At 40.1% G+C, this 25807-nt stretch carries 21 protein-coding genes; 16 read left to right on the top strand and 5 right to left on the bottom strand.

Annotation, left to right across the window (positions count from 1 at the left end; genetic code table 11):
* Positions 1-71 precede the first annotated feature (71 nt).
* From ACOB82_RS12790 to ACOB82_RS12780, 3 genes are read left to right on the top strand one after another with little or no spacing between them, the layout of a single operon-like run.
* Positions 72-605 carry an elongation factor P hydroxylase gene (locus ACOB82_RS12790; protein WP_448213363.1) on the top strand — a complete coding sequence of 178 codons (534 nt, stop codon included), beginning with the start codon at positions 72-74 and terminating at the stop codon, positions 603-605.
* On the top strand, positions 602-1750 hold the full coding sequence (locus ACOB82_RS12785) for an ATP-NAD kinase family protein (protein WP_448213362.1): 1149 nt from the start codon (positions 602-604) through the stop codon (positions 1748-1750). The genes ACOB82_RS12790 and ACOB82_RS12785 overlap by 4 nt, the downstream gene beginning before the upstream one ends.
* Positions 1751-1770: 20 nt before the next feature.
* Positions 1771-2043, top strand: a complete 273-nt coding sequence (locus ACOB82_RS12780) for a YfcL family protein (protein WP_448213361.1) — start codon at positions 1771-1773, stop codon at positions 2041-2043.
* 105 nt (positions 2044-2148) lie between these two features.
* Here the strand turns inward: ACOB82_RS12780 and mnmC are convergent, their stop codons facing one another.
* Positions 2149-4134 (bottom strand): bifunctional tRNA (5-methylaminomethyl-2-thiouridine)(34)-methyltransferase MnmD/FAD-dependent 5-carboxymethylaminomethyl-2-thiouridine(34) oxidoreductase MnmC, encoded by a 1986-nt coding sequence (gene mnmC / locus ACOB82_RS12775; protein ID WP_448213360.1) that lies wholly within the window; start codon positions 4132-4134, stop codon positions 2149-2151.
* A 200-nt stretch (positions 4135-4334) separates the two neighbouring features.
* Between mnmC and fabB the strand changes: the two genes are divergently transcribed.
* The 10 genes from fabB (at position 4335) to purF (ending at position 18181) form a co-directional block, all read left to right on the top strand.
* Positions 4335-5546 carry a beta-ketoacyl-ACP synthase I gene (gene fabB / locus ACOB82_RS12770; RefSeq protein WP_448213359.1) on the top strand — a complete coding sequence of 404 codons (1212 nt, stop codon included), beginning with the start codon at positions 4335-4337 and terminating at the stop codon, positions 5544-5546.
* A gap of 224 nt (positions 5547-5770) precedes the next feature.
* Positions 5771-6952, top strand: coding sequence for a 4-phosphoerythronate dehydrogenase (locus tag ACOB82_RS12765; RefSeq protein ID WP_448213358.1), 1182 nt, complete (start codon positions 5771-5773; stop codon positions 6950-6952).
* A 4-nt stretch (positions 6953-6956) separates the two neighbouring features.
* Positions 6957-7973 carry an aspartate-semialdehyde dehydrogenase gene (locus tag ACOB82_RS12760; RefSeq protein ID WP_448213357.1) on the top strand — a complete coding sequence of 339 codons (1017 nt, stop codon included), beginning with the start codon at positions 6957-6959 and terminating at the stop codon, positions 7971-7973.
* A 355-nt stretch (positions 7974-8328) separates the two neighbouring features.
* Positions 8329-11694: a FimV/HubP family polar landmark protein gene (locus tag ACOB82_RS12755; protein ID WP_448213356.1), complete on the top strand. Its 3366-nt coding sequence runs from the start codon at positions 8329-8331 to the stop codon at positions 11692-11694.
* A 385-nt stretch (positions 11695-12079) separates the two neighbouring features.
* Entirely contained in the window at positions 12080-12874 is a 795-nt protein-coding gene (truA, locus tag ACOB82_RS12750; protein WP_448213355.1) for a tRNA pseudouridine(38-40) synthase TruA, read from the top strand.
* Between the two features lie 366 nt (positions 12875-13240).
* A complete protein-coding gene (accD, locus tag ACOB82_RS12745) occupies positions 13241-14128 on the top strand; it encodes an acetyl-CoA carboxylase, carboxyltransferase subunit beta (RefSeq protein WP_448213354.1) in 888 nt (295 codons plus the stop codon).
* A gap of 9 nt (positions 14129-14137) precedes the next feature.
* Complete coding sequence (gene folC / locus ACOB82_RS12740; protein WP_448213353.1) at positions 14138-15412, top strand: bifunctional tetrahydrofolate synthase/dihydrofolate synthase; 1275 nt, start codon at positions 14138-14140, stop codon at positions 15410-15412.
* Between the two features lie 25 nt (positions 15413-15437).
* Entirely contained in the window at positions 15438-16088 is a 651-nt protein-coding gene (locus ACOB82_RS12735) for an SPOR domain-containing protein (protein WP_448213352.1), read from the top strand.
* A 71-nt stretch (positions 16089-16159) separates the two neighbouring features.
* A complete protein-coding gene (locus tag ACOB82_RS12730; RefSeq protein WP_448213351.1) occupies positions 16160-16642 on the top strand; it encodes a CvpA family protein in 483 nt (160 codons plus the stop codon).
* Positions 16643-16666: 24 nt separating this feature from the next.
* Positions 16667-18181, top strand: coding sequence for an amidophosphoribosyltransferase (gene purF, locus ACOB82_RS12725; protein WP_448213350.1), 1515 nt, complete (start codon positions 16667-16669; stop codon positions 18179-18181).
* 118 nt (positions 18182-18299) lie between these two features.
* Here purF and ACOB82_RS12720 read toward each other — a convergent pair whose 3' ends face one another.
* Positions 18300-18899 (bottom strand): Yip1 family protein, encoded by a 600-nt coding sequence (locus tag ACOB82_RS12720; protein ID WP_448213349.1) that lies wholly within the window; start codon positions 18897-18899, stop codon positions 18300-18302.
* A gap of 196 nt (positions 18900-19095) precedes the next feature.
* Positions 19096-19371 (bottom strand): hypothetical protein, encoded by a 276-nt coding sequence (locus ACOB82_RS12715; RefSeq protein ID WP_448213348.1) that lies wholly within the window; start codon positions 19369-19371, stop codon positions 19096-19098.
* A gap of 272 nt (positions 19372-19643) precedes the next feature.
* Here ACOB82_RS12715 and miaE point away from each other — a divergent pair, with 272 nt between their 5' ends.
* Entirely contained in the window at positions 19644-20420 is a 777-nt protein-coding gene (gene miaE / locus ACOB82_RS12710) for a tRNA isopentenyl-2-thiomethyl-A-37 hydroxylase MiaE (RefSeq protein ID WP_448213347.1), read from the top strand.
* A 140-nt stretch (positions 20421-20560) separates the two neighbouring features.
* Complete coding sequence (locus ACOB82_RS12705; RefSeq protein WP_448213346.1) at positions 20561-22423, top strand: DUF885 domain-containing protein; 1863 nt, start codon at positions 20561-20563, stop codon at positions 22421-22423.
* Positions 22424-22512: 89 nt separating this feature from the next.
* Here the strand turns inward: ACOB82_RS12705 and ACOB82_RS12700 are convergent, their stop codons facing one another.
* Positions 22513-23259, bottom strand: a complete 747-nt coding sequence (locus ACOB82_RS12700; RefSeq protein WP_448213345.1) for a UDP-2,3-diacylglucosamine diphosphatase — start codon at positions 23257-23259, stop codon at positions 22513-22515.
* 10 nt (positions 23260-23269) lie between these two features.
* Positions 23270-23764 (bottom strand): peptidylprolyl isomerase, encoded by a 495-nt coding sequence (locus ACOB82_RS12695; RefSeq protein WP_448213344.1) that lies wholly within the window; start codon positions 23762-23764, stop codon positions 23270-23272.
* Between the two features lie 508 nt (positions 23765-24272).
* Here ACOB82_RS12695 and cysS point away from each other — a divergent pair.
* A complete protein-coding gene (cysS, locus tag ACOB82_RS12690) occupies positions 24273-25664 on the top strand; it encodes a cysteine--tRNA ligase (protein ID WP_448213343.1) in 1392 nt (463 codons plus the stop codon).
* Positions 25665-25807: the final 143 nt, after the last annotated feature.

Raw genomic sequence — 25807 nt, 5'->3', positions numbered from 1 at the left:
AAAACGGCGATGCAATAATCGCCGTTTTTCGTTACAATTGCGCCAAAATTTAAACCATCAATGACACTTGTATGCATTACGTCAACGACATTATTTCCATTTTTGATGATACGTTTTTCGCTTCCTACAATACCCGACTAATTAAAGGCGGCGACGAACCAATATATTTACCAGCAAATGGCGAGTGCGAATATCATCAAATTGTTTTTGCCCATGGCTATTACGCTAGTGCATTACATGAAATTGCCCATTGGTGCATTGCTGGCGCCGAACGTAGATTGCTGGAAGACTTCGGTTATTGGTATGAACCTGATGGTCGTAATGAACAACAGCAAAAAGCGTTTGAACAAGTAGAGATAAAACCGCAAGCCATTGAATGGGCACTTTGCGCGGCTGCAGGTAAAAACTTTAATGTATCTGCAGATAATCTTGATGGTGCAGAGCCAGATATTGCATCATTTAAAGCATCAGTATTTGCACAAGTTCAAGATTATTTAACCAAGGGCTTTCCACCACGAGCAGTGCAATTGATGACTGCTTTGGCTAATTTTTATCAGCGGCCAATGCCAACAACACCAGCGCAGTTTTTACAGGTTACTCGATGAAACATATATTTAACTTAGGGTTAATTATCAACCCTGTTGCCGGTATTGGCGGCAGTGTTGCGCTAAAAGGCAGTGACGGAGAGGGCATTGCTGAGCAGGCAATTGCACTTGGGGCAGAAGCTAAGGCCAATCAAAGAGCCGCCGTTGCGTTGTCAGTATTAACACCTTATCTATCGCAAATAAAAGTATTTACCGTTAATGGCGATATGGGCGAAAGCTGTGCCAAAGCGCTAGGGTTTGATACTCAAGTTTGCTATCACGCACAATCACCAACAACTTCGCAAGATACTGAAAATGCCGTTAATGCGTTAATAGAGCAACATGTTGATTTAATTTTATTTGCAGGTGGTGATGGTACTGCCCGTAACATTTGTCATCAGGCACAAGAAAGTTGCCCGGTGTTAGGTATTCCTGCTGGCTGTAAAATTCATTCAGGCGTTTATGCCGTCACCCCAAAGGCCGCAGGACGCATTGTGGAAATGATGGTGACCAATCAAATGGTGACATTAGCTGAAGCTGATGTCATGGATATTGACGAGTCGCTATTTAGACAAGGTATTGTTAAAGCTAAGCGTTATGGTGAAATGCAGGTGCCATGTGAACTACGCTATATTCAGGCGGTGAAATCTGGTGGCAAAGAATCAGATGAATTAGTGCTGCAAGATATTGCTGCGCACGTAATCGATGAACTTGACGATCAGTTAGCGATCATCGGTTCAGGTTCAACTACAGCCTTTATTATGGAAGAAATGGGCTTGCCGCATACCTTATTAGGTGTTGATTTAATTCAGCATCAAATGGTGATAGCTAATGATTTAACCGAACCAATGCTTTGGCAGCATATTCAGGCGTATCAAAGTGACCCTAGTCAAGAGCAGCCAATTAAATTAGTGATCACCTTAATTGGTGGCCAGGGCCATATTTTTGGTCGAGGTAATCAGCAATTAAGTCCGCGAGTGATCCGCGCTATTGGCAAAGACAATATAATTGTCGTGGCGACAAAAACTAAGCTTAGCGCGCTAAATGCAAGGCCGTTAATTTCAGATACAGGTGATGAAGCCCTTGATGCTGAGTTAAGCGGCTTTATACCGGTTGTAACGGGTTATAAAGATCAGGTGCTATATCCGGTGGCAAGCCCACAATAATTATCTTTTTGGAGTTTAATGTGTTCATTGAAAATTTGACTGGTCTTTATCATTATTTTGATCAACTAGCTGAGCATGATGCTGATGCCGATACCCTATTTGCATCAAGCTATATTCGCGGTTTTATTGCGCTGATTGCTAGTGACTTAGGCGATGAGTCTCAGCCGCTTTCAACGGCGTTAGCAAAGGCTGTAAGTGCTAAGTTAGCAGAGGCAAAAACTGAATTAACGCCCCAAGATCAAGTAATTGTCGCGAACTACTGGCAATCGCTTTTACCTCAATTTCGTGCGTAGGCTTTGTACATAGGTTTGGTACATAGGTTTGGTACATAGGTTTAGTACATAGGTTTAGTACATAGGCTTAGTACCTAGGTTTAGTGACTAAATAAAGGGCAGAACCTAGGCTTTGCCCTTGATAAGATCTTTAATCACAAAACGGTTGGCGGCAAGGTTAAAGCGCATTTTGCTGTCGACCGGATAAGGCAGATTACACAAGTCTGCGACTAGAATATCACTGGCTAATGGCGCTGAGCATAATCCACGTGCGCCAAGCCCTGACATCACATATAAATTGGGATAATACGGTGCTGGCGTATCAAAACGCCAATTTTTATCTTGTGCCAGCTTGGCATAAATCGCTTTATGTTCGTCCGTTTTCGGTACTGGCCCTGCAACCGGAAAATGATCCGGCGTTGTTGCTCTAAGTCGCGCTTTACTAGCGACAATATCACTGTTCGCTATTTCTGGATATTCTGGCATTGATTTTTTGAGCATCTCAATATTGTAAATATCATCTTCTGGACGAACATTAGTATCGCGCTCATTTTTATCAAACGTAGCGCCAATACAAAATTGTTGGTTGTGAGCTGGTGTCAAATAGCCTTTGTGGCAAACTACTGTGTTTACACTTGGCAAATGTTCATCAGCTTTTATTTGGGTAACTTGCCCACGCACTGGTTTGATTGGCAGTTTATCCAAAGGAGATAATAAGTTACTCTCTGCGCCGGTGCATAGCACAAGTGCTGAAGCAATCAATTGGCCTTTATTAGTGGTTAGTTGCCAGCGATTGTCATCAAGCTGAGTTAATTGACTTACCGCAATATTGGTTTTTATTTTAACCTGAGCTTTATCACAGGCTGCTTGAATTAAACTATTAACCAAGGAAACTGGCGATATCCAGCCAGCGCTAGGAATAAACATACCGCCGTTATTAAGTGTTATGCCAGCTAGTGCTGAAGCTTTTTGGGCATCGACACCGTGTATGATGTGCGCAGGCCATACTGGTTTTTGCTGAAACTTTGCTTGGCGATCTTGCAGCGCTTTTTTATAGGAAAGCTCAAGCAGGCCGCACCAATTATGATCAAATTGGTAACCGTCATCAATTAACTCATCATAAAATTCACGAGCCTGAACTAATGCTTTTACATAGAACTCGCTAATTTCATCTTGTTGCAAATGAATTAACGGATAAAGTGCGCCAATGGCATTACTTGAGGCCCCCGTTGCGAGTTGCTCATCTTGACATAACAAGGTTACTTTAACGCCTTGTTTTGCCAATTGGTAAGTTAAACAGGCCGAGGCGATACCGCCACCAATAATAGTGACATGTTGTGGCTTGCCAGTGTTTGGGCGAATTAAATAGCCTTTGCCTTGATGATATGGCTGTTGAAATTTCGCTACTAAGGTTTGCTTTTTCTTACCTGCGGTTGCTTTTTTCTCTACACGAAAGCCTACATCGGTGAGCTGGCGTCTAACAAAACCTGCGACAGTAAAAGTGGCTAGGGTAGCATCGTCTGCTGAGAGTCTAGCGATTTGTTCAAACAACGCAGGCGTCCACATATCACTGTTTTGTGACGGTGAAAAGCCATCAAGATACCAAGCGTTAACTTTTTGTGATGGCGCTAAGTGCAATTGGCTAAATCCTACGGTGGCATCATCGAATAATATGGTTAGGCATAATTTGCCGTCGAATAGCTTAATATCGCAACGTTTATTAGGCTGCAGGGGATATTGCTTAAGCGTTTGCTTAATTATTGCTTTTAATTCAGGCCAAATGGTTAAACTTTTGGTGATTTGTTCACAGGACAACGGAAATTTTTCGACACTAATAAACTGTACATCAGCAACTTTATCTCGCCCATACTTAGTGATTGCCTGTTGCAACTTTAGCGCAGTTAAAAAGAAATTAAGCCCAGTACCAAAGCCAGTTTCCCCTATGATTAATGGCGTAGTGGGGTTAAGTAATCGTGCCTCAATATCATTACCTCGTAGAAAGACTTGCTCACTTTGCTGACAGCCAGATTCGGTATCAAAGTAGATATCGTTAAATTGGGTAGAAAAAGGCGCGCCATTTGGCAGGAAGTCAATAGGGGTAACTTTAGACACAATAAACTGCAATGAAAAATTAATTTGATTGTTATTTTATCGTGCTTTGATTAGTAAAGTCATGGCAAGACACTGGTTTATTTTATTTTTGAAATGAGTATCGAATTGTTCAGCGTACATCTGTACACTGGATAGACCAGTATGGCAGATAAAAATCGCTATTATATGCCAGTTTTTTTACACAAGAATGGTTTAGATAAATGAAACGTGTTGTTATTACAGGTTTAGGAATTGTTTCAAGTATAGGGAACAACGCTAAAGAAGTATTGGCTTCTTTAAAAGAAGGTCGCTCAGGTATTACCCGCTCAGAAAGTTTTGAAGAAGTAGGCCTTCGTAGTCAGGTATGGGGTAAACCAGATATTGATTTAAAAGAGCATATTGATCGCAAAGCAATGCGCTTTATGGGCGATGCCTCAGCTTATGCCTATATCGCTATGGAACAAGCGATTGAGGATGCAAAATTATCTCCAGAAGATGTTTCAAATGTTCGCACAGGTATTGTTGCCGGCTCTGGTGGTGCATCTTCGGCTAACGTTGTTGCATCAGCAGATACTTTACGCGAAAAAGGCGTTAAGCGCGTTGGTCCTTACGCAGTACCTAAAACTATGTCGAGCACGATTTCAGCATGCTTAGCAACACCATTTAAAATTTTAGGTGTTAACTATTCTATTAGCTCAGCTTGTGCAACCTCAGCACACTGTATTGGTCATGCTATGGAGCTAATTCAGTTAGGTAAGCAAGATGTTGTTTTTGCTGGTGGTGGTGAAGAAGTGGATTGGTCACTTGCCATGATGTTTGACGGCATGGGCGCATTATCAACTAAATATAATGATACGCCAGATAAAGCATCGCGTACTTATGATGCTGACCGTGACGGTTTTGTTATTTCTGGCGGTGGCGGCATGGTTGTTGTTGAAGAACTTGAACATGCATTAGCACGTGGCGCTCATATTTATGCTGAGCTTGTTGGCTACGGCGCAACTTCTGATGGCTATGATATGGTAGCCCCAAGTGGTGAAGGCGCGGTGCGTTGTATGCAAATGGCAATGCAAGGCGTTGAAGATAAAGTCGACTACTTAAATACTCACGGCACTTCAACACCTGTCGGCGATGTCAAAGAGCTAGGCGCTATTCAGCAAGTATTTGGTAATGATTCTCCAGCCATTAGTGCAACTAAAGCCATGACAGGTCATGCTTTGGGCGCAGCTGGTGTTCATGAAGCCATTTATTCAATTTTAATGATGGAAAATAACTTTGTTGCTCCTTCAATTAATATTGATACGCTTGATGAACAAGCACAAGGGCTAGATATTGTTCATGAAACGCGCGATGCTAATTTAAATCTTGTGATGTCAAATAGCTTTGGTTTTGGCGGTACTAACTCTACCTTAGTATTTAAAAAGTACGCTTAAGCCTAATTACTTTCTGTTAACGAATAGCTGTAATAGCGAAAACTAAATGAAAGCCAATCTTCGTGATTGGCTTTTTTGTTGGTGTTTCCCTGTTAGAATAGGCGACAAAAGTTTACGGTCAGCTACTTGTCGTTGTATTTAGGTATTTAGGTATCTAGGTATCGAGGTAATGAGGTAGCTCGGCGGCTAGCTTTACTGTTTGGTAATCAGATATTGTAAAATCCATGAATATATACTTTGATGAAAATATGCCTTTTGCTCGCGAGTTCTTCGCTAAGATGTCTTCTGACTCAGGGCTTTTAGAAAACAATCTTATAAGTTTTAAAGGTCGGGAATTAACTAGCGAACAACTAGTTGACGCTGATATTTTATTAGTGCGTTCAATTACCCAAGTTAATCAAGAATTGTTAGCGCATGCTAAGCAACTTAAATTTGTCGGTACTGCAACTATTGGTGTTGATCATATTGACCAAGGCTATTTAGCAAAGCAGGGTATTTCGTTTTCATCAGCCCCTGGTTGTAATTCCATTTCTGTCGCGGAATACGTGACTAGTGCCTTAGTGGTTTTGGCTGAACGCTATCAAATGACGCTAGTCGATAAAACCGTTGGCATTGTTGGAGGTGGTAATACTGGCTCTCGGCTTGCTGAGAAACTTTCGGCGCTCGGTATCGACTATAAAATCTGCGATCCTTTTTTGGCAGAGGGTTTAGCAGACAGTCAGGCTAAAACAGATAATAGCAGAAGTTATGTAAGCCTAGATGAAGTGTTAGCCTGCGGTATTATTTCGCTACATGTGCCATTAACGAATGATGGTGCGTACCCAACCTATCATTTATTGGATGCTACGAGCCTTGCAGCTCTTAGTGAAGAGCAAATTTTAATTAATGCTTGTCGCGGTGAAGTAGTTGATAACCAGGCGCTTTTAGCGCTTAAACAGCAAGGTTCTGCATTAAAACTCGTATTAGATGTTTGGGAAAATGAGCCTAATGTCTTAACCGAACTTATACCTTTTACCGAAATAGCGACAGCACATATTGCTGGTTATAGCTTAGAAGGAAAAGCGCGTGGCACTGAAATTTTGTATCAGGCACTATGTAAAGCATGCAATTTCCCGGTTGAAAAAACACTAGAGCAGTTTTTACCTGAGCCGGCAATTGCACAAGTTGTCGTAAATCAAGATTATGATGAAATTTTACTAAACCATGTGGTAAAAATGGTTTACGATGTTAGGCGCGACGATGCAATATTTCGTCAACAATTACCTCGTTTCGGATTTGACCATATTAGAAAAACTTACCCCGCTCGCAGGGAGTTCTCTTCAGTGGCTATCTTAAGCGAAAATGTTCAGTTGAACCCGCTGTTTCAATTGGGCTTTAAATCACTGTGCACCAGAGAGGAAGAATAAAAGCATGGCACAAAAATTTGATGTATGCGTATTAGGCGCAACAGGTCTTGTTGGTAAAACTATTATTGAGATTTTAGAGCAACGCGATTTTCCGATTAATAAGTTATATCCATTAGCAAGCGCACGTTCAGCAGGGCAGTTTGTTGAATTTAATGGTGAAAGCATTGAAGTGATCGATGCTGATAACTTTGATTGGAGCCAAGCACAAATTGGTTTCTTCTCTGCAGGCGGTGCAACTTCTGCTAAATATGCACCACTAGCGGCGGATGCTGGATGTGTGGTAATTGATAATACTTCTGAATACCGTTATGAGCCTGATATCCCACTAGTGGTGCCAGAAGTTAACCCTGATGCATTAGCGGACTACCGTAATCGCAATATTATTGCTAACCCAAATTGCTCGACCATTCAAATGATGGTGGCGCTAAAGCCTATTCAAGATGCTGTTGGTATTGATCGCATTAATGTTTGTACTTATCAGTCGGTTTCTGGTGCTGGTAAGGAAGCTATGGATGAGTTAGCAAAACAATGCGCTGATTTGTTAAGTGGCAAGCCTATTGAACCACAAAACTTTTCACGTCAAATCGCCTTTAATGTGATCCCACAAATTGATGTATTCCAAGACAATGGTTACACCAAAGAAGAGATGAAAATGGTGTGGGAAACTAAGAAAATTTTAGGCGACGAAAATATTCTTGTGAATCCAACTGCAGTGCGTGTACCAGTATTTTTTGGTCATGCTGAAGCAATTCATATTGAAACGAGAACACAAATTTCAGCAGAAGAAGTTAAAGACTTACTCAGAGCAGCGCCAGGTGTTGTATTAAAAGAAGCTGATGAAGACTTCCCTACGCAAATTGGTGACGCCAGTGGCAAAGATGAAACTTTTGTTGGCCGCGTACGTGAAGATATCAGCCATCCAAACGGTATTAATTTATGGGTTGTTGCTGATAACGTTCGTAAAGGTGCTGCCACCAACAGTATTCAAATTGCTGAGTTATTAATTGAACAGTACCTTTAAACAATACCTTTAACCAATATTTTTAATTACACAGTACCTTTAATTAACTAAAAGCGTTAAACAGTTTTAAAGATTAATTTAATTAAAAAATTAGTAAAGAAAATCAGGAGTTAGCCGTTAAATGTTATGGTTAACTCCTTTTTTATTTTTATCAACAGTACGATTTTTGATAAATTGAATTTTTATAGTTAATACCAATTAAATAATTACTTTAATTGGTATAAATCCAGTTAACGTTAACTACTCAATTGAATAGCATAGTATTTATTTCTGAGTTGGAATAAACTTTGCTTTGTTTTTACTGGGTATAACTGCCAAAAAATTGGCAATAAAGATAATAACTAGGAAAGTATTCATGCTGCGATTGTTAAGCCTGTGCCTCTGGCAGGTGCTAATTGTTGGAATTTTGTCGGTAAATCTGCCGACTGCATCAGCACAAGAAGCCGGTATTCAAATTCGAGGCCCGAAGAGTACTGATGTCTTTCCGCACGAAAGATATGGACCTATTACTGCCAGTGATACTTTATGGAAAGTAGCATTAGCGGTTCGACCTGATCCTTCGGTTTCCGTTTATCAAGTGATGCAAGCACTTTTCGAGTTAAACCCAAATGCCTTTGCCGACAACAACCGCAATCACTTAGTTAACGGCCAATACTTACAAATCCCATCGATTGAAAAAATTCGTTTAATTGATCCTTATATCGCCAAAGCTCAGGCTGAGCGTGATGATAAAAAATGGCAGAAAAAAGTTGAAACACCTGCGGTTAAAGAGCCAGTTAAGCCTGAAGAGTTAGCGGTTAAAAAGAAAGATCTTGATGAAGCTAAAGTTGAAATTAATGAACAGTTAAAAACCTTTGATAGTGCACAAAAGCAAAAGCTCGATACGATTCAGCAAGATGTGCTTGACTCTATTGACGGGTTACAAGCGATTTTACGTGAAAATGAATCGTTGAAAAATCGCCTAAGCAACTTTAATGACCAGCTAGGTGTTATGCAGCAGGAAGTTGCAAAAGGTCAAGAAGTTAAAGCGCAAATGGATGATATGTTAGCGCTACAAAAAGAATTATTGGCTAAAGCCGAAGAGCGTGAGCGTCAGCTATTACTTGAGAAACAACAAGCTGAACTTGAAAAAGATGACTTTATGTCAAGCCTTTGGTTTAAGGTGTTGATGGGCACGTTACCGGCGTTATTAATCGCTAGTATTGTTGCGCTTATTTTAGCAAGACGTAAAAAAGAACAACCGCAATCAGAGCAAGCGCCAGTAGCCGAAAAATCTGCTCCGGTTGAGGCGCCAGTAGCTGCTGCGGTGGCTGATATAGCAACAGATAACATAGATGGCGAATTATCACTGGACGAAGAGTTATCACTTGATGATGAATTATCCATTGATTTAACCGAGTCTGAAGATGATGCTGACGACTTATTTGGCAATGACTTAGATGATCTCGATGATGACTTACTTGATGACGAATTAACTGATGACGTTATACATTTAGATGATGAGTTAGAAGAACTTGATGATTTGGAAGATATCTCATTAGATGATGATTTAGATGAGTTATCTGACGAAGGCGAGCCACTAGAAGGTGGAGAGTTGAATCAAGGTGATTTAGATGATTTATTGTCGGGTATCGATGATGACGATGAGTTACCTGAGCCACTGGAAGGTGGTGAACTCAATCAAGGTGACTTAGATGACTTATTATCAGGAATTGATGATGGCGATGAAGAGGTGTCTGAGCCGTTAGAAGGCGGCGAACTTGGCCAGAATGATTTAGACGACTTACTATCAGGTTTAGATCAAGATACGGCTAGCGATAGCGATAGCGATGAAGAGCTCGTTGATTTAGACAATGAGCTAGCAGGCCTTGATGAAATTGCCGATGATGCTGATGTTACCGACCCTGATGATATTGATGCGCTGTTAAACATCGTAAGCAATAGTGGCGAGCAAGCGCAAACAGAAGCGCCAGCAGAAGAAACGTCAAAAGTTGATGATATCGCTGATGATGCCGATGTCACCGACCCTGATGATATTGATGCGCTGTTAAATAGCGTAAGTAATAGTGCCGATCAAGCGCAAACAGAAGCGCCAGCACAAGAAACGTCAAAAGTTGATGATATCGCTGATGATGCTGATGTCACCGACCCAGATGATATTGATGCGCTGTTAAATAGCGTAAGTAATAGTGCCGAACAAACGCAAACAGAAGCGCAAACAGAAGCACCAGCAGAAGAAACGTCAAAAGTAGATGATATCGCTGATGATGCTGATGTTACCGACCCAGATGATATTGATGCGCTGTTAAATAGCGTAAGTAATAGTGCCGAGCAAGCGCAAACAGAAGCACCAGCAGAAGAAACGTCAAAAGTAGATGATATCGCTGATGATGCTGATGTTACCGACCCTGATGATATTGATGCGTTATTAGCTAGTATTAATGCTGAAAGTGAAGACTCTACAGACACTTTGGTTGACGACGGCGATGTTGAAATAACCGATCCAGATGATATTGATGCATTGTTAGCTAGTATTGATGGCGATACAACGACTCAACAAGAAGAAGTAACTGAGCCAGAAAGCGTTAGCGATGACTTAGATGAGATCACCGAAATAACTGATGCTGAAGAGATTGAAGCATTATTAGATGATGTCGAAGGTGTTGATAACACGGACGATACATCAGAGCACCAAGCACAAATAGAAGCGTTTACTGAAGATTATATTGCGCCATTCTTAGCGCTTGACTTTAGTGATATCAATTCGTCAGCTGATGCAGAAAATACCCAGGCAGAAACAGCACAAAATAGTGAAGTTGACCAAGAGCAAGCACAGGAACCTAGTCTCGAGTCTTCGCATCCTGCAATCGATCAAATATTGCCAGAAAATCAAGAAGAGCTTTCTGATGATCTAGATATAGACAGCTTAATTGCCGATGTTCAGGAACAAGGTGACAGCGAAGATGATGTTTTGGATATTGGTGATGATATTTTAGGAGGCTTTGAAGAAGAGGCCGATGACGCAGATTCTGATAGCGACGATTCTAGCCATGAAGATTTATCTGATGCGTTAAATACTGATTTTGACGAGTCAACATTGTCGGAATTGCTTAACGACGAAAAAGAAAGTCACGCATCTATTGAGCTATCGCCTGATTTTACCGACAGTAATGTACTGGCTGACTTGTTAGCTGATGGAGACTCAACACGAGAAGAAGTCAGTGAAGCTAACGAACTTGATGATATTCAAGAATTAGATAGTTTAGACTTTGATGAACTTCTCGCCAATATTGAAGAAGAGTCAGCCTCAAGTGATGATGGGGATTTTGATTTAACAGAAGAACTAGATATTGGTAATGAGCTAACGGATGATTTCGATACATTGACTGCGGAAACTGACGGCATTAACAGTGACGATAATGACGATGACTTTATCTCAGTTGATTCATTGTTATCTGATAGCTTAGAGCCTAATAATACAGATGAGCCTTATCAAAATACTAATATTGATGTTGGCTTAGGGGAGTTTCCAGAGTTTGGCGCTGATGCTAATGATATTGATGTCGATGACGACAATGGGGTCACAGCAAAGCTGGACTTAGCTAAGGTTTACCTTGAGATTGGCGACAAAGAAAACGCTGAAATTATCTTGTTAGATATATTGCAAATAGGCGATGCTGAGCAGCAAATTGAAGCGCAACAGCTACTCGATAATATGTAAGCGACTGTTAGCTAAGGTAAACAACAATAACACCGCTTACTAGCGGTGTTTTTTTTGCACTGACTTAAGTAACCTCAGATTTATATAAGCAATGCGTTTCTAGTTGCTATTTTTACTGACTTCCGCGTTGTATTGACTGGAAATAGCTGGCTATTCCTTCGTCAAAAAGCCTTAAATTCAGTAAAACTATCAAGCTAGAATTAAAAAACAGAGCAAGTTGTTGTTTTCTGTGGTTTAACACTTTTCTTATGCAAACTTGAGATTAAGGAGTTACATCAAATGAGCATTGATTTGCAAAGTTTAGTTGCTTATTTAAAAGTGAGGGCTTGCTAGAATTTCTTGATGAAATCTACGATAATGCGCGCCAGATTTTCTGGAGGTAGACATGCGGTACGCGTTAGGAATTGAATACGATGGCACAAATTACTGTGGATGGCAGCGACAAAATCATTCGCCGAGTATTCAAGAGTCATTAGAAAAAGCACTGTCGCAAATTGCGGCAGAGCCTATTGAAGTTGTTTGTGCCGGCCGCACAGATACTGGCGTTAACGCGACCAATCAAATTGTCCATTTTGACACAACCAAACATCGAAAAGATGTAGCGTGGACGTTAGGCGTCAATACTAATCTACCAAAAGATATAGCCGTACACTGGGTAAAAGCAGTAGATGAGTCATTTCATGCACGCTTTAGCGCAACCGCTCGTCGCTATCGATACATTATTTACAATGGCTCTATGCGTCCGGCTATTTTAAATAGTGGTTTAACCTTTATTCATCACCCTTTAGATGAAAAAAAAATGCATCAAGCAGCGCAAGCATTAGTTGGTAAACATGATTTTACTTCTTATCGTACAGTGCATTGTCAGTCTAATTCGCCGGTAAGAACGCTGTATCATGTTAATGTTAGTCGCATAGGACACTACATCGTATTAGATGTAAAAGGTAATGCGTTTTTGCATCATATGGTGCGCAATATTGCTGGTAGCTTAATTAGAGTCGGCCAAGGCTTAGAATCAATCGATTGGATTGCTGAAGTACTGGTAGCAAAGAATCGTTGTTTAGCTGGCATAACCGCACCAGCAAATGGGTTATATTTTGTCGATGTTGATTATCCAGAAGAGTTTGGCTTGCCTTTATCGCCACTAGGACCGCTTTTTTTACCCGAAACATTTAGTTGACCTCAGGTTTGCATAAGCAATGTGTTTCTAGCGGTTATTTTTAACGACTTCGGCGTTATTTTGACGTGAAATAGCTTGCTATTCCTACGTCAAAAAGCCTTGAATTCAGCAAAAAATACCACGCTAGAAATTAAAATTAGAACAATCCGTTGTTTTCCTTGATTTAACACTACAACTTATACAAACCTGAGGTTAGTTAGCTTAGAATGCGTTGATTTAAACAACACAGACCAGTTTTTATTAACGATTAACTAACAATTTATGGTTTAATCCGCTGTTATATTTGTTTCCACTAGTTATTTGAACAAGGTTGGTGCAAAATTACACAATCAACCTTCAAAATTTTGCAATAGGCATTTTTAATTTATGAGCTGGATAGAAAAAATTCTCCCAAAAGCTAAAAGCACACAGAAACGCAATATACCAGAAGGTGTTTGGACAAAATGTGAATCATGTAATGCGATGCTATACAAAGCAGAAGTAGAGCGTCAGATTTATGTTTGTCCTAAATGTGATCATCATATGCGTATTACTGCTCGTAATCGTATAGAGCACTTTTTAGATAAAGGTGAGCGCGTTGAAATTGGCACAGAGTTTGAGCCGCAAGATATTTTAAAATTCAAAGACTCAAAGCGCTACAAAGACCGAATTAGTGCCGCTCAAAAAAGCACAGGTGAAAAAGATGCACTAGTTGTTATGCGCGGTGAATTAAACGGAATGCCAATAGTTGCTGCAGCCTTTGAATTTTCATTTTTAGGTGGTTCGATGGCGTCAGTGGTTGGTGCCCGCTTTGTTAAAGCCGCAGAATATTGTATCGAACATAACCTACCGTTAGTGTGCTTTTCAGCCAGTGGTGGTGCTCGTATGCAAGAAGCACTATTTTCATTAATGCAAATGGCTAAAACCAGCGCAGTATTAGCGAAAATGAGTGAAAAAGGTTTACCTTATATTTCAGTATTAACCGACCCTACGATGGGTGGTGTTTCTGCTAGTTTAGCGATGTTGGGTGATGTGAATATAGCCGAGCCTAAAGCACTAATAGGTTTTGCTGGCCCGCGAGTTATTGAACAAACCGTACGTGAAAAGTTACCAGAAGGTTTCCAGCGTAGCGAGTTCTTATTAGAGAAAGGGGCGATTGACTTAATTGTTGATCGACGTGAAATGCGCGCCACTTTATCTCGTTTACTTGCTAAATTTATGGGACACGCAAGTTTAGCGACTGAAGAAGAAAATCAGGCTGCAACAGCACAGTAAAAAACATTTATGACATCAAATCATATTGAAAGCCATTGGGACAATTGGTCGTTGTCTCAATGGCTTTGTTATCTTGAAACTATTCACTCTAAAGAAATTGATCTTGGCTTATCGCGCATCACGCAAGTGGCTGATAGGCTAGCCATTGACTTAACTTTTGCCAAAGTAATCACGGTTGCCGGTACTAATGGTAAAGGCACAACTTGCGCATTCATCGAAAACTATTTACTGACATTAAATGCCGATGTTGCGGTTTATTCATCGCCACACATAACTCTGTTTAATGAGCGGTTACGGTTAAATAAGCAAGATATTGACGATAAGCCTTGGATTGCAGCTTTGCAAAAAGTTGAAGCGGCGCGCGGTGAAATATCCTTAACTTATTATGAATTTACCACGCTTGCTGCGTTACTGATTTTGCAAGAACTAAAGCCACAGTTCATTATATTGGAAGTAGGGCTTGGCGGACGATTAGATGCCACTAACATTGTAGACCCAGATGTCGCTGTATTAACTAGTGTAGCCCTCGACCACCAAGCATTCTTAGGCGATACTCGTGAAGCTATTGGCCGGGAAAAAGCAGGGATCTTTAGAGCCAATGTACCAGCAGTTCTTGGCGAAATAGACACGCCACATTCAGTAATAGCTTACGCAAATGATATTGGCGCTGTGTTGGTGCAGCGAGAGCTCACGTTTTCAGTGACAATACAACCAAATAGTGATAATTGGCAATGGCAGGATAACCAAAATGTCTTTGAACATTTAGTCATGCCACAAATACCGCTAGATAATGTAGCAACAGCACTTGCAGTATTAAAGCAACTTGCCGTGCCTGTTGATGAGCAAACGATTAACCAAGTAATTGCAAAAACTAAAGTGCCGGGGCGCACTGAACTGTTTCAAGGGCAATATGATGTGATGCTAGATGTTGCCCATAATCCTCATGCAGCAAAATATCTTGCTTCACATTTAGATAAGCTGAACTACAAAAAAGTACATGCGGTAATTGGCATGTTAAAAGATAAAGATATTACCTCGACCTTGGCGGAACTCAGCGGTATTGTCGATAACTGGTATTTCACCAGCTTACAAGGACCAAGGGCGGCTACCGCGCAAGAAATTATGCGAGCAGCGCAAGTTTTAGGCATTGACGGTAATTGTTTTGACAATGTAGAACAGGGCTATACAATGGCAACAGCTAAAGTGAGCTCAGATGAGCTAGTGTTGGTATTTGGCTCGTTTTATACGGTAGCTGAAATCAGGCCAACATTAATCACCGGATAAAGTGCATTACAAAGAGGAAGTTTTCTTGTCTACTCCGTTCCAAAATAGGTTAGTTGGTACCATTATTGTTGCGGCTGCCGTGATTATTTTTTTACCTGATATTTTAGATGGGGAAAAAGAAAGTTATCAGGTTGATTTTGAAGCAATTCCTCAAGCTCCTGCGTTTCAAGGGGCAACCGAGCATAAACCTTTTCCACAAGAGAAGCTGGCAAATCTGCCCACAGAGTCGCTGGCCGATGAAACCGCTGTTGATGAAAATGAAGACTTTAACATTGAGCCCGAGCAAGGTGGTGAACAGCTTCAGTCAACGGCTTTAAGTAGTGGTAATAATGAAGCTAAAACTGCAGATGTTGAAAAAGCTGAGAGTAAACTTGAATCTGTGGCCACTGAGCGAAAAGTAGTTACGGTAACTGCTAAGCCAGCAAAAGATAGTTACGCTTGGGTGATTCATTTAGGCAGCTTTAAACATCAAAAAAATGTTGATGAGCTCATGCGCAAATTAACCGCTGCAGGTTATACCGCATTTACGCAACCGATTAAAACTAAGAAAGGCGTGCTAACTAAAGTGATAGTTGGCCCTGAGCTAAATAAAAGCGATCTTGAACAAAAGCTCCCAGATTTAAAAAAGTTAACCAAAGTGCAAGGGCGCTTAGCACGATTTAAAGTAACAAAATAATAAAAATTCTAGGCGAGGTGGTTCGCTTCTGGTAGAATGCGCGCCACTCACTTCTTGAGACTACTCAGTATATGGTTTGGATAGATTATGCCATTTTAACAGTGATTGGCATATCAACCTTAATAAGTTTGGTACGAGGTTTTGTTAAAGAAGCCGTATCGCTCGTTGTATGGATCGGTGCTTTCTTTATCGCAAGCTCTTTCTATCCAAATTTAGCCGCATTACTTACTAATATCTCTGATCATTTCCTGCGAAATGCTGCCGCAATCGCTATCTTATTTATCGCGACCTTAATACTTGGTGCCTTAGTCAATTATGTTATTGGCCAACTGGTACAAAAAACAGGTTTATCGGGTACCGATAGAGTGCTAGGTCTAGCTTTTGGCGCATTGCGAGGGGCATTGATTGTTAGTGCCATTTTGTTCTTTATGGACGCTTTTACCGGCGCTGCAGGCACAGCATGGTGGCAAGACTCAATGTTGATCCCAGAGTTTAAATTAGTCATAGAATGGTTTTTTGAGTACCTCAAGGAAACATCAAGTTTTTTAACTTAAACACGCTCGTCGGAGAATAGGTTTATGTGTGGTATTGTTGGCATAGTTGGTCAAACGCCTGTGGCTCAATCTTTATATGATGGTTTAACGGTGCTTCAGCATCGTGGCCAAGATGCAGCTGGTATTGTTACCATTAATGACAATACGTTTCGATTACGTAAGGCTAATGGCTTAGTCAAAGATGTGTTTCATACGCGTCACATGCTACGTTTACAAGGCAATATCGGTATAGGGCACATTCGTTACCCTACTGCTGGTTCTTCAAGCTCTTCAGAAGCACAACCATTTTATGCGAACTCACCATTTGGTATCGCGCTTGCTCATAATGGTAACCTGACTAATTTTGAAGAGTTAAAGCAATGGTTATTCACCACTGCTCGTCGCCATGTTAATACGACCTCTGACTCAGAATTACTATTAAATATCTTAGGACATGAGTTAGCGCAAACAGATCGCTTAAACTTAACGCCAGACGATATATTTACTGCAGTAGCTAATGTGCACAGCCGTATTCGTGGTGGTTATGCGACAGTCGCTTTGATCATTGGTCATGGTTTGGTGGCATTTCGCGATCCAAACGGCATTCGTCCATTAGTCTTCGGTAAGCGTGAAACTGATAATGGCGTTGAATATATGGTAGCTTCAGAATCAGTAGCACTAGATGCAAATGATTTTGAATTTGTCCGTGACGTTGCCCCTGGTGAAGCAATTTACTTTACTGAAGACGGTAAAATTCATAGCCAACAATGTGCAGAAGCACCAGTGTACAGCCCGTGTATTTTTGAATTTGTCTATTTTGCTCGCCCTGATTCAACCATAGATAAAGTCTCGGTTTACGGCGCGCGCGTTGAAATGGGCAAAAAGCTGGGTCAAAAAATTGAAAAGGAATGGAGCGACTTAGATATTGATGTTGTTATTCCTATTCCGGAAACATCATGCGATATTGCGTTGCAAATTGCCCATCATTTAAATATTCCTTACCGCCAAGGCTTTGTTAAAAATCGCTATATTGGCCGTACTTTTATTATGCCAGGTCAAGAGTTACGCAAAAAATCAGTTCGCCAGAAGCTTAATGCAATCAATACTGAGTTTAAAGGTAAGAACGTATTGTTGGTCGATGACTCGGTTGTTCGTGGTACAACTTCAGAACAAATTATTGAGATGGCCAGAGCAGCCGGCGCTAAAAAAGTTTATTTTGCTTCAGCGGCGCCAGAAATTCGTTTCCCTAACGTATATGGTATCGATATGCCAAGTGCTAATGAGTTAATTGCTCATGGCCGTGAAGTGGATGATATTGCTGAAATTATTGGTGCTGATAAGTTAATCTTCCAATCAATAGAAGATTTAGTTGAAGCTGTTCGTACTTATAACCCTGAAATTAAACGTTTCGAAACATCAGTATTTGACGGTGTTTATATTACAAATGATATTGATCAATCTTATTTAGAAAGATTAGATGCTGCACGTAATAATGAAACTAAAGAAAAGTCGGATAAAAATGCTGATTCAATAATCGATTTATATAATGAAGGTGCTTAATTACACCTAATTTACCTAGTTTGATTAACGAAAAAAAGCACCTTTAAAAGGTGCTTTTTCATTGGAAGTAAAATAACTAGGCTAGATAGTTTACTTTGGCTAACATAGTTTATTATGATTAGGCAACATACTCTGGGCCAAAGCCCATACTCCATAAAATTGCAGTAGCAGCCATAATGCTAACTAGCAGTACTAAACCGCAAGTTACTACTGAACTTGAATAAATAAAGCCTTTCTCTTCAGGTATGTTCATCATAATCGGCACCCCAGAATAAAGCAGGTATACCGAGTAAGCGATTGCTGCCATGCCAGCGACAACAACAAACCATAAAACTGGTACTAATGCGGCAACACCTACCATTAATAATGGTGTTGCAGTATAGGCTGCTAGCTCAAGTGATTGAGTAAAGTTTGGTGATGAATCAAATGTTTTTGCCATCCAATGAATTAAATAGGCTAGGGCAAAAACTCCAGCTATCATTGCAGCATACATACCGACAGCCATTACCATAGCACTTGATTCGGTTAGTTTAATGGTATCGGCGGCACCGATGGACCAGCCAATATGTGCAGCAGCATAATAGCCACAAATACTGGGAATTAAGGCCACGGCTAAAATGTGAGCCAAGCTATAAGTTAAACTCTCATGGCGCTTTTCAATAGTATGCCATTCTTCTCTTGGATGAGCGTACAGCCCCCAGATATGATTTAAGATCATAAGTATTACCTCTCGCAGTCCCCAATTTCTAATGCAGTATTATTTGTTTTATTCTTCTGCATTTATGTTATCGGCTATATATTTTTTATATACCGACTATTTATTTATGTAATATGGTTAAGCTTTCGTCAAGAGTAGATTGAAAAATAATCAAAAAGAGTGGGGTGAGGCAAAGCCAATAATTAGCAGTAATTTGTTAAGATCGTTTAATACGAACAACATTCATCACTTCAATATCAAAGCCTGCCACCGTTTCTGTTGTTGGATAATAGGTCAGGTTAACTCTTTGTCCGTCAAGGCTTTGGTACTTTGTTTTACGTTTATATTTAAATGGCGCGCTGACATTCTCAACCATTATTGTATTGATAATCCAGTCACCATCTTCTCGTTGTACGTGCGAGTTTACTTTCATATTGTCGGTTTGAATCAATTTAGCGTGTTTGTCGAGTAACTTTTTATGATCGTTTTTCATTGAAATATTTGTAGCCTGCTATTTATTTGGCATTCCTATTTGGCAAAGTTAGTTTCAGTATAAAGTAAATAAGCTTGTATTTTACAGCTTAAATACAATAACCGCCGTCGCGTTAGATTGATAAAGGTGAGCTTTGTTGACGAATCATCTTCATCATTGGTGACAACTTCCATAAATACCTATGCTATAATTTCGCCGCTTTATGTGGCACGCAACCAGCGTTATAAAGCAATATTATTTGTACGAAAGAAATAGATAAAGGTGAGCCTGAATTGGATAAGTTGTTAATGCCAATTAAACAGTTTCTGCAATGCGAAACGCCTGACGCTTGGATAGTTCAAGCTAAACGACCAGAAAACTTAGCGGTTTTACTTACTGATCATTTAATTTGTGAATTAAAAGCTGCGCAAACAGCTATGTGGTTAATTCGTAAGTATGCGGTAGATAAATCGAGCGGCGAAGCCTTACTAAATTGGCTAGAACCCTATGAAAAATTTGTTTATCGCAAAGAAGGTGATTTGGCAACCTTAGTGCAAAAACTAAAGTTTTCTAAGGCGATTGTCCCTAAAAGTAATTCACCTATTGGCCAAGACTTGATTGATAAAATGGTGCTGTTAATTAAAGAGGAGTTACATCACTTCTATCAAGTATTAGAGATAATGACAGCTCGTAATATACCGTATGACAATATTACAGCAAGTCGCTATGCAAAAGGCATGATGACTCACGTAAGAACACATGAACCAGCAATTTTGATCGATAAATTAATCTGTGGTGCTTATATTGAAGCGAGGTCGTGTGAGCGTTTTGCCAAACTTGCCTCACATTTAGATGATGAACTAAATAAGTTTTATGTGTCGTTATTACGCTCAGAAGCAAGACATTATCAAGATTATTTAGCACTAGCGCAATCAGTGGCCGATCAGCACGACAAATACCAAGATATTAGTGACCGTGTTAAGCTATTTGGTGAGGTCGAAGCGCAGTTAATTATTAGCCCAGATCATGACTTCAAGTTTCATTCCGGAACACCTGTTAATATTTTGTAACAACTCAAACGATTGCAGCATAATATCTACGTAGCTTTACGTAGTTATTATGCTTGTTTTAATGTACTTGCAAGAGAGAAAAAAAGTCCGCTATTATCAGTAGTTAATTACTAATAACTATAACGAACAAAGGACGTCCAATGCGTACTCTTTTACCCGCAGTATGTGCTTTAGCGGTACTAACTGCCTGCCAACCTAATACTTCTTCAACTGAACAAACAAATGCCGCTAGCGCTACGAAAGAAGCTGTGCAAAGCCCCGCGCTTAGTGAGTCAGAAAAACTTAACGCTTGGTTTAATGAAAAATACGAGCAGCAACTGCAAATGAATCCGCTGATGCTCACTTTCTTAGGGCGTAAGGACAAATATGATGAATTTAATTTACTGACACGTGAAGAAGAACAAAAGCAACTGGCTTGGCTCGCCGAAACAGTTAAAGAGCTTAAAGCGAACTTTGATTATGAAAAATTAAGTGAAGAGGCAAAAACCTCGTACGATATTTGGCTATATCAATACAACCAAGCGAAAGAGGCGGAAGCTTTTCCTTATAACGATTATGTTTTCACCCAAATGAATGGTGCTCAAGCCTTCCTTACTCAGTTCTTAATTAATTTCCATAAAGTAACTGAGCTTTCTGATATGCAAGCTTATAACAAGCGTATTACTGGCGTTGCAACGGCGTTATCTAATTTGTTAGTACGTGCTAAAGAAAATGCTGAATATGGTGTTCGCCCGCCAAAGTTTGCTTACCAAGGCGTTATTGAACAGGCAAAAAATGTGATTACTGGCCAACCGTTTGACAATTCAGATAAACAAGCGCCATTGTGGGCTGATGCTAATACAAAAATTGATGCACTGGTTGAGCAAGGTGTAATTGACGAAACACAGGCCAGCACACTAAAAGAACAAACTAAAACGGCATTAATTAACGATTACCAGCCTGCTTATCAATCATTAGTCACTTGGTTTGAACAAGACATGGCTAATGCTGATGAAGTCGCTACTGGTGTTGGCAAGCAACCGAATGGCGTAGATTATTACAATATGCGCTTAAAGCATTCAACAACCACTGATTTAACCGCCGATGAAATACATGAAATTGGTTTGGCTGAGGTGGCTCGAATTACTAGTGAAATGGAAGCGATCAAAGATAAAGTTGGCTTTGAAGGGAACTTAAAAGAATTTTTCACCTTTATTAAAACTGATCAACAATTCTTTTATCCAAACAATGATGAAGGTCGCCAAGCCTATATCACTGACACTGAAGCCTATTTAGACGCCATTAATCAAAAGCTACCTGAATACTTTGGTATATTGCCAAAAGCACCATTAGTGGTTAAACGCGTTGAACCGTTTAGAGAGCAAGATGGCGCTGCTCAGCATTACTTCCCTGGCACGCCAGATGGTTCGCGTCCTGGTATTTATTATGCGCATCTATCTGATATGACTTCAATGCCGAAAAATGAAATGGAAGGTATTGCTTATCATGAAGGTAACCCAGGCCATCATATGCAAATTTCAATTGCCCAAGAATTAACCTCGGTACCGCAATTTAGAACGCAAGCAAATTTTACCGCATACAGTGAAGGTTGGGGTTTATATTCTGAGTTGTTAGCCAAAGAAATGGGCGGTTATCAAAATGACTTTTCTGATTTTGGTCGTTTAGTCAATGAAATTTGGCGTGCAGTGCGCTTAGTGGTTGATACTGGCTTACACGCTAAAGGTTGGACTGAACAACAAGCATTTGATTACTTTAAATCAAAAGCGCCAGTGGCAGAAGAAGCTATTCGCTCAGAAGTGCGCCGTTATATTGTTTGGCCAGGTCAAGCGACAGCTTACAAAATTGGTATGTTGGAAATCTTAAAGGTACGTGAAGAAGCTAAAGCAGAGCTTAAAGATAAGTTCGATATTCGAGGCTTCCATGACACAGTATTAGGTGGTGGTGCCATGCCATTGCCTGTGTTAGAAAAACGCGTTAAAGATTGGGTTGCTTCGGTTAAATAACGACTAAAGTAAACCACCAAATAATAAAAAGCCTGATTCGTCAGGCTTTTTTAATGTTGATATTTAACTCAAATATTAAAGAGTAGACACTATTTAACAAGTGGGCGGTTTAACAACTCATAGCCATCTGGCGTGAACTGTAGCCAAGCCCCTTGTTCGTACCAGTCACCTAATACTACTCGTGTATGAGAGATGCCACTTATTTCAAACTGATGAACAGCTGGCCTGTGGGTATGACCGTGGATCATTAACTGACATTGATTTTCAGTTAAACAACGTTCAACTTCTTCTTGCGTTACATCCATGATCTCTTGCGACTTCATTGCTGTAGAAGCGGCGCTTTGTTTGCGGTAGTTTTCCGCCATTTTTCGGCGAATAAATAACGGCAAGTTTTTAACTAAAGCCTGCCACCACCAGCTACGCGACTTTTTTCTAAACGCTTGATAACCAAGATCATGAGTGCAAAGAGTATCACCGTGTAATACAACGAGCTCATGTCCATACAGCTTTATTTTTTCTACTTCCGGCAGTAATTGCATACCGCACTTGCTAGCGTAGCGCTGGCCGAGCAGAAAATCACGATTGCCATGAATAAAATAGATTTCAGTGTTAGTGCTTAATTGCTTTAATGCAGCGGCAATGGTATTTATAAACTCATTGCTGTCGTCATCGCCAATCCAGTATTCAAATAAATCACCTAAAATAAAGAGCTTGTCGGCACTTGGCGCTTCATTTGATAGGAACGACAAAAAACAGGCCGTAATATCCGGCCTGTTTGGTGCTAAATGCAAGTCAGCGATAAAGTAGCTAACTTGCTGAGTATTAACACGAGTCATTTAGCGGTGATTAACCTTCAACTACTGTTGATTCAATGATGATTTCATCCGTTGGTACATCGTCATGGAAACCAAAACGACCCGTATCTGCTAATGCCATTTTATCAACGATATCCATACCCTCTACTACTTCACCAAATACGCAGTAGCCCCAACCTTGTACCGATTCATTTTTAAAATCTAGGAAGTCATTATCAACTAGGTTAATAAAAAACTGGGCAGATGCTGAATGTGGATCTTGAGTACGTGCCATCGCTAACGTACCACGCTTGTTGCTTAAACCATTACTTGCTTCGTTTTTGATTGGTTCACGCGTGTCTTTTTCATCCATACCCGATGCAAAACCGCCGCCTTGAACCATAAAGCCTTTAATTACACGGTGAAAAATAGTGCCATCGTAGAACTTATCTTCTGCGTACGTTTGGAAGTTTTTAGCGGTTTCAGGTGCTTTGTCAAAATCTAATTTAATTTTGATATCACCTAAGTTGGTTTTAAAAGTGATCATGGTTTTATCCTATATCAATAATGTGGCTGAATTGTATCGCAAAAAATTTCAATTTTCTTCTTTTGAATTAGCGTTATACCAATTGAAATAAATATTTAAACTATTCAGAGCTACGTCAGAAAAGTTAGAACAAAGCAAATTGATGCAAATGTAGTCAATCTACATCAAGGCAATTTGTAAAGTTATCACTTTCCTGATGAGCTCCCGAAGGGCGAGTTTAAACGGCTTATATGCTGCGTTACTGATTTTGATAAGGGAATAACCATTACCTGCAATCAAAGCCACGCCTACAAGGGTGTAGGTGCTTAGGTTTTGCAGGAGCATAAAACCTGTGCCTATAAGCCGTTTAATTCTCGCTGAATGATCAAATATTTTATTCGATTGGTATTATCTAATGAATCCTGCATTTTGTTCATATACAATGTGCGCCTGGCACACATTCAAACAATTTCGTGCCAAATAACTTGTTATCATGATTTTCAATAGATCGTAAGGAAATAAAAATCACATGTTGCAGATATACAATACATTAACCCGTAAGAAAGAAGCGTTTAAACCAATCCATGCAGGAAAGGTTGGGTTATATGTCTGTGGTGTAACAGTCTACGATCTGTGTCATATAGGTCATGCCCGCACTTATATTGGTTTTGATAATATTGTTCGTTACTTAAGGTTTTCAGGCTACGATGTGAACTACGTACGTAATATTACTGATGTCGAAGATAAAATCATTAATCGCGCGAATGAAAATGGTGAGTCACCAGAGGCGTTAGTAGAACGCAATGTTGCTGAAATGTATCAAGACTTTGATGCATTAAATTTATTACGTCCTGATATTGAGCCGCGCGTAACGACGCATATGAACGAGATCATAGAGATGATCGAAACCTTAGTGGCGAAAAAGCATGCTTATGTTGCGGACAGTGGCGATGTGTTATTTGATGTTTCAAGCTTTAACGAATATGGCAAGTTAAGCGGTCAAAACCTAGAGCAGTTGCAAGCAGGCTCTCGCGTAGACGTTGATGAAACCAAGAACAATCCATTAGATTTTGTGCTTTGGAAATCAGCTAAACCAAATGAACCATATTGGGAATCGCCATGGGGCAATGGTCGTCCGGGTTGGCATATTGAATGTTCGGCAATGAACGCTAAAGAATTAGGCGCACATTTTGATATTCACGGCGGCGGCTCTGATTTAGCCTTTCCTCACCATGAAAATGAAGTGGCACAAAGCTGCTGCGCACTTGATACGCCGTATGTAAATTACTGGATCCATACCGGTATGGTGCAGGTTGATCAGGAAAAAATGTCTAAATCACTGGGTAACTTCTTTACTATTCGCGAAGTGTTACAAAAGTATGATGCCGAAACGACACGCTTTTTCTTAACTTCTGGTCAATATCGCAGTCAGTTAAATTACTCAACTGATAACTTAGATCAGGCGCGTTCATCACTCGAGCGTATTTATACAGCGCTACGAGATGTTGACGTTGCTGCTGATTTTGTTATTGATAAAGAAGATCCATATGTGAAGCAATTCTGTGCCGCAATGGATGATGATTTTAATACGCCGTTAGCAATAGCTGTTCTTTTCGAAATGGCAAAGCAACTTAACGTTGCAAAGATGAGTAATGAATATGTAACTAATACAAATGAGCTCGCAGGTAATTTAAAAGGTTTAGGCGGCTTACTTGGGCTATTACAACAAGCACCTGCTACTTTCTTGCAGGGTGCAGGCGATAGTGATGAAGTCGCAGAGATTGAGGCATTAATTGCACAGCGTAATCAAGCACGTGCTGATAAAAACTGGGCTCTTGCCGATGAAGCTAGAGATAAACTTAATGCGATGAATATTGTGTTAGAAGATAGCGCTGGTAAAACTACTTGGCGTAAAGCGTAACGAATCAAGGGTTAAGCTTTAGATGAACAAGTTTTAAGTGATTTTTAATCTAATTTAAAACAATCATCTTTTAGGACAAAATATAAATCAAAAAAGGCTCCTATTGTTAGGAGCCTTTTTTATTGAATAAACTTATATTGGCT

This window comes from Colwellia sp. MEBiC06753 (assembly GCF_053470325.1).
This window is presented reverse-complemented; position numbering and strand designations above follow the sequence as displayed.

Excerpts from the sequence above, each read along its gene's own strand:
- ACOB82_RS12790 (WP_448213363.1), top strand. The coding sequence starts at position 72 with ATGCATTACGTCAACGACATTATTTCCATTTTTGATGATACGTTTTTC.
- ACOB82_RS12785 (WP_448213362.1), top strand. The coding sequence starts at position 602 with ATGAAACATATATTTAACTTAGGGTTAATTATCAACCCTGTTGCCGGT.
- fabB (WP_448213359.1), top strand. The coding sequence starts at position 4,335 with ATGAAACGTGTTGTTATTACAGGTTTAGGAATTGTTTCAAGTATAGGG.
- ACOB82_RS12765 (WP_448213358.1), top strand. The coding sequence starts at position 5,771 with ATGAATATATACTTTGATGAAAATATGCCTTTTGCTCGCGAGTTCTTC.
- ACOB82_RS12760 (WP_448213357.1), top strand. The coding sequence starts at position 6,957 with ATGGCACAAAAATTTGATGTATGCGTATTAGGCGCAACAGGTCTTGTT.
- ACOB82_RS12755 (WP_448213356.1), top strand. The coding sequence starts at position 8,329 with ATGCTGCGATTGTTAAGCCTGTGCCTCTGGCAGGTGCTAATTGTTGGA.
- truA (WP_448213355.1), top strand. The coding sequence starts at position 12,080 with ATGCGGTACGCGTTAGGAATTGAATACGATGGCACAAATTACTGTGGA.
- accD (WP_448213354.1), top strand. The coding sequence starts at position 13,241 with ATGAGCTGGATAGAAAAAATTCTCCCAAAAGCTAAAAGCACACAGAAA.
- folC (WP_448213353.1), top strand. The coding sequence starts at position 14,138 with ATGACATCAAATCATATTGAAAGCCATTGGGACAATTGGTCGTTGTCT.
- ACOB82_RS12730 (WP_448213351.1), top strand. The coding sequence starts at position 16,160 with ATGGTTTGGATAGATTATGCCATTTTAACAGTGATTGGCATATCAACC.
- purF (WP_448213350.1), top strand. The coding sequence starts at position 16,667 with ATGTGTGGTATTGTTGGCATAGTTGGTCAAACGCCTGTGGCTCAATCT.
- ACOB82_RS12720 (WP_448213349.1), bottom strand. The coding sequence starts at position 18,899 with ATGATCTTAAATCATATCTGGGGGCTGTACGCTCATCCAAGAGAAGAA.
- ACOB82_RS12715 (WP_448213348.1), bottom strand. The coding sequence starts at position 19,371 with ATGAAAAACGATCATAAAAAGTTACTCGACAAACACGCTAAATTGATT.
- ACOB82_RS12705 (WP_448213346.1), top strand. The coding sequence starts at position 20,561 with ATGCGTACTCTTTTACCCGCAGTATGTGCTTTAGCGGTACTAACTGCC.
- ACOB82_RS12700 (WP_448213345.1), bottom strand. The coding sequence starts at position 23,259 with ATGACTCGTGTTAATACTCAGCAAGTTAGCTACTTTATCGCTGACTTG.
- ACOB82_RS12695 (WP_448213344.1), bottom strand. The coding sequence starts at position 23,764 with ATGATCACTTTTAAAACCAACTTAGGTGATATCAAAATTAAATTAGAT.
- cysS (WP_448213343.1), top strand. The coding sequence starts at position 24,273 with ATGTTGCAGATATACAATACATTAACCCGTAAGAAAGAAGCGTTTAAA.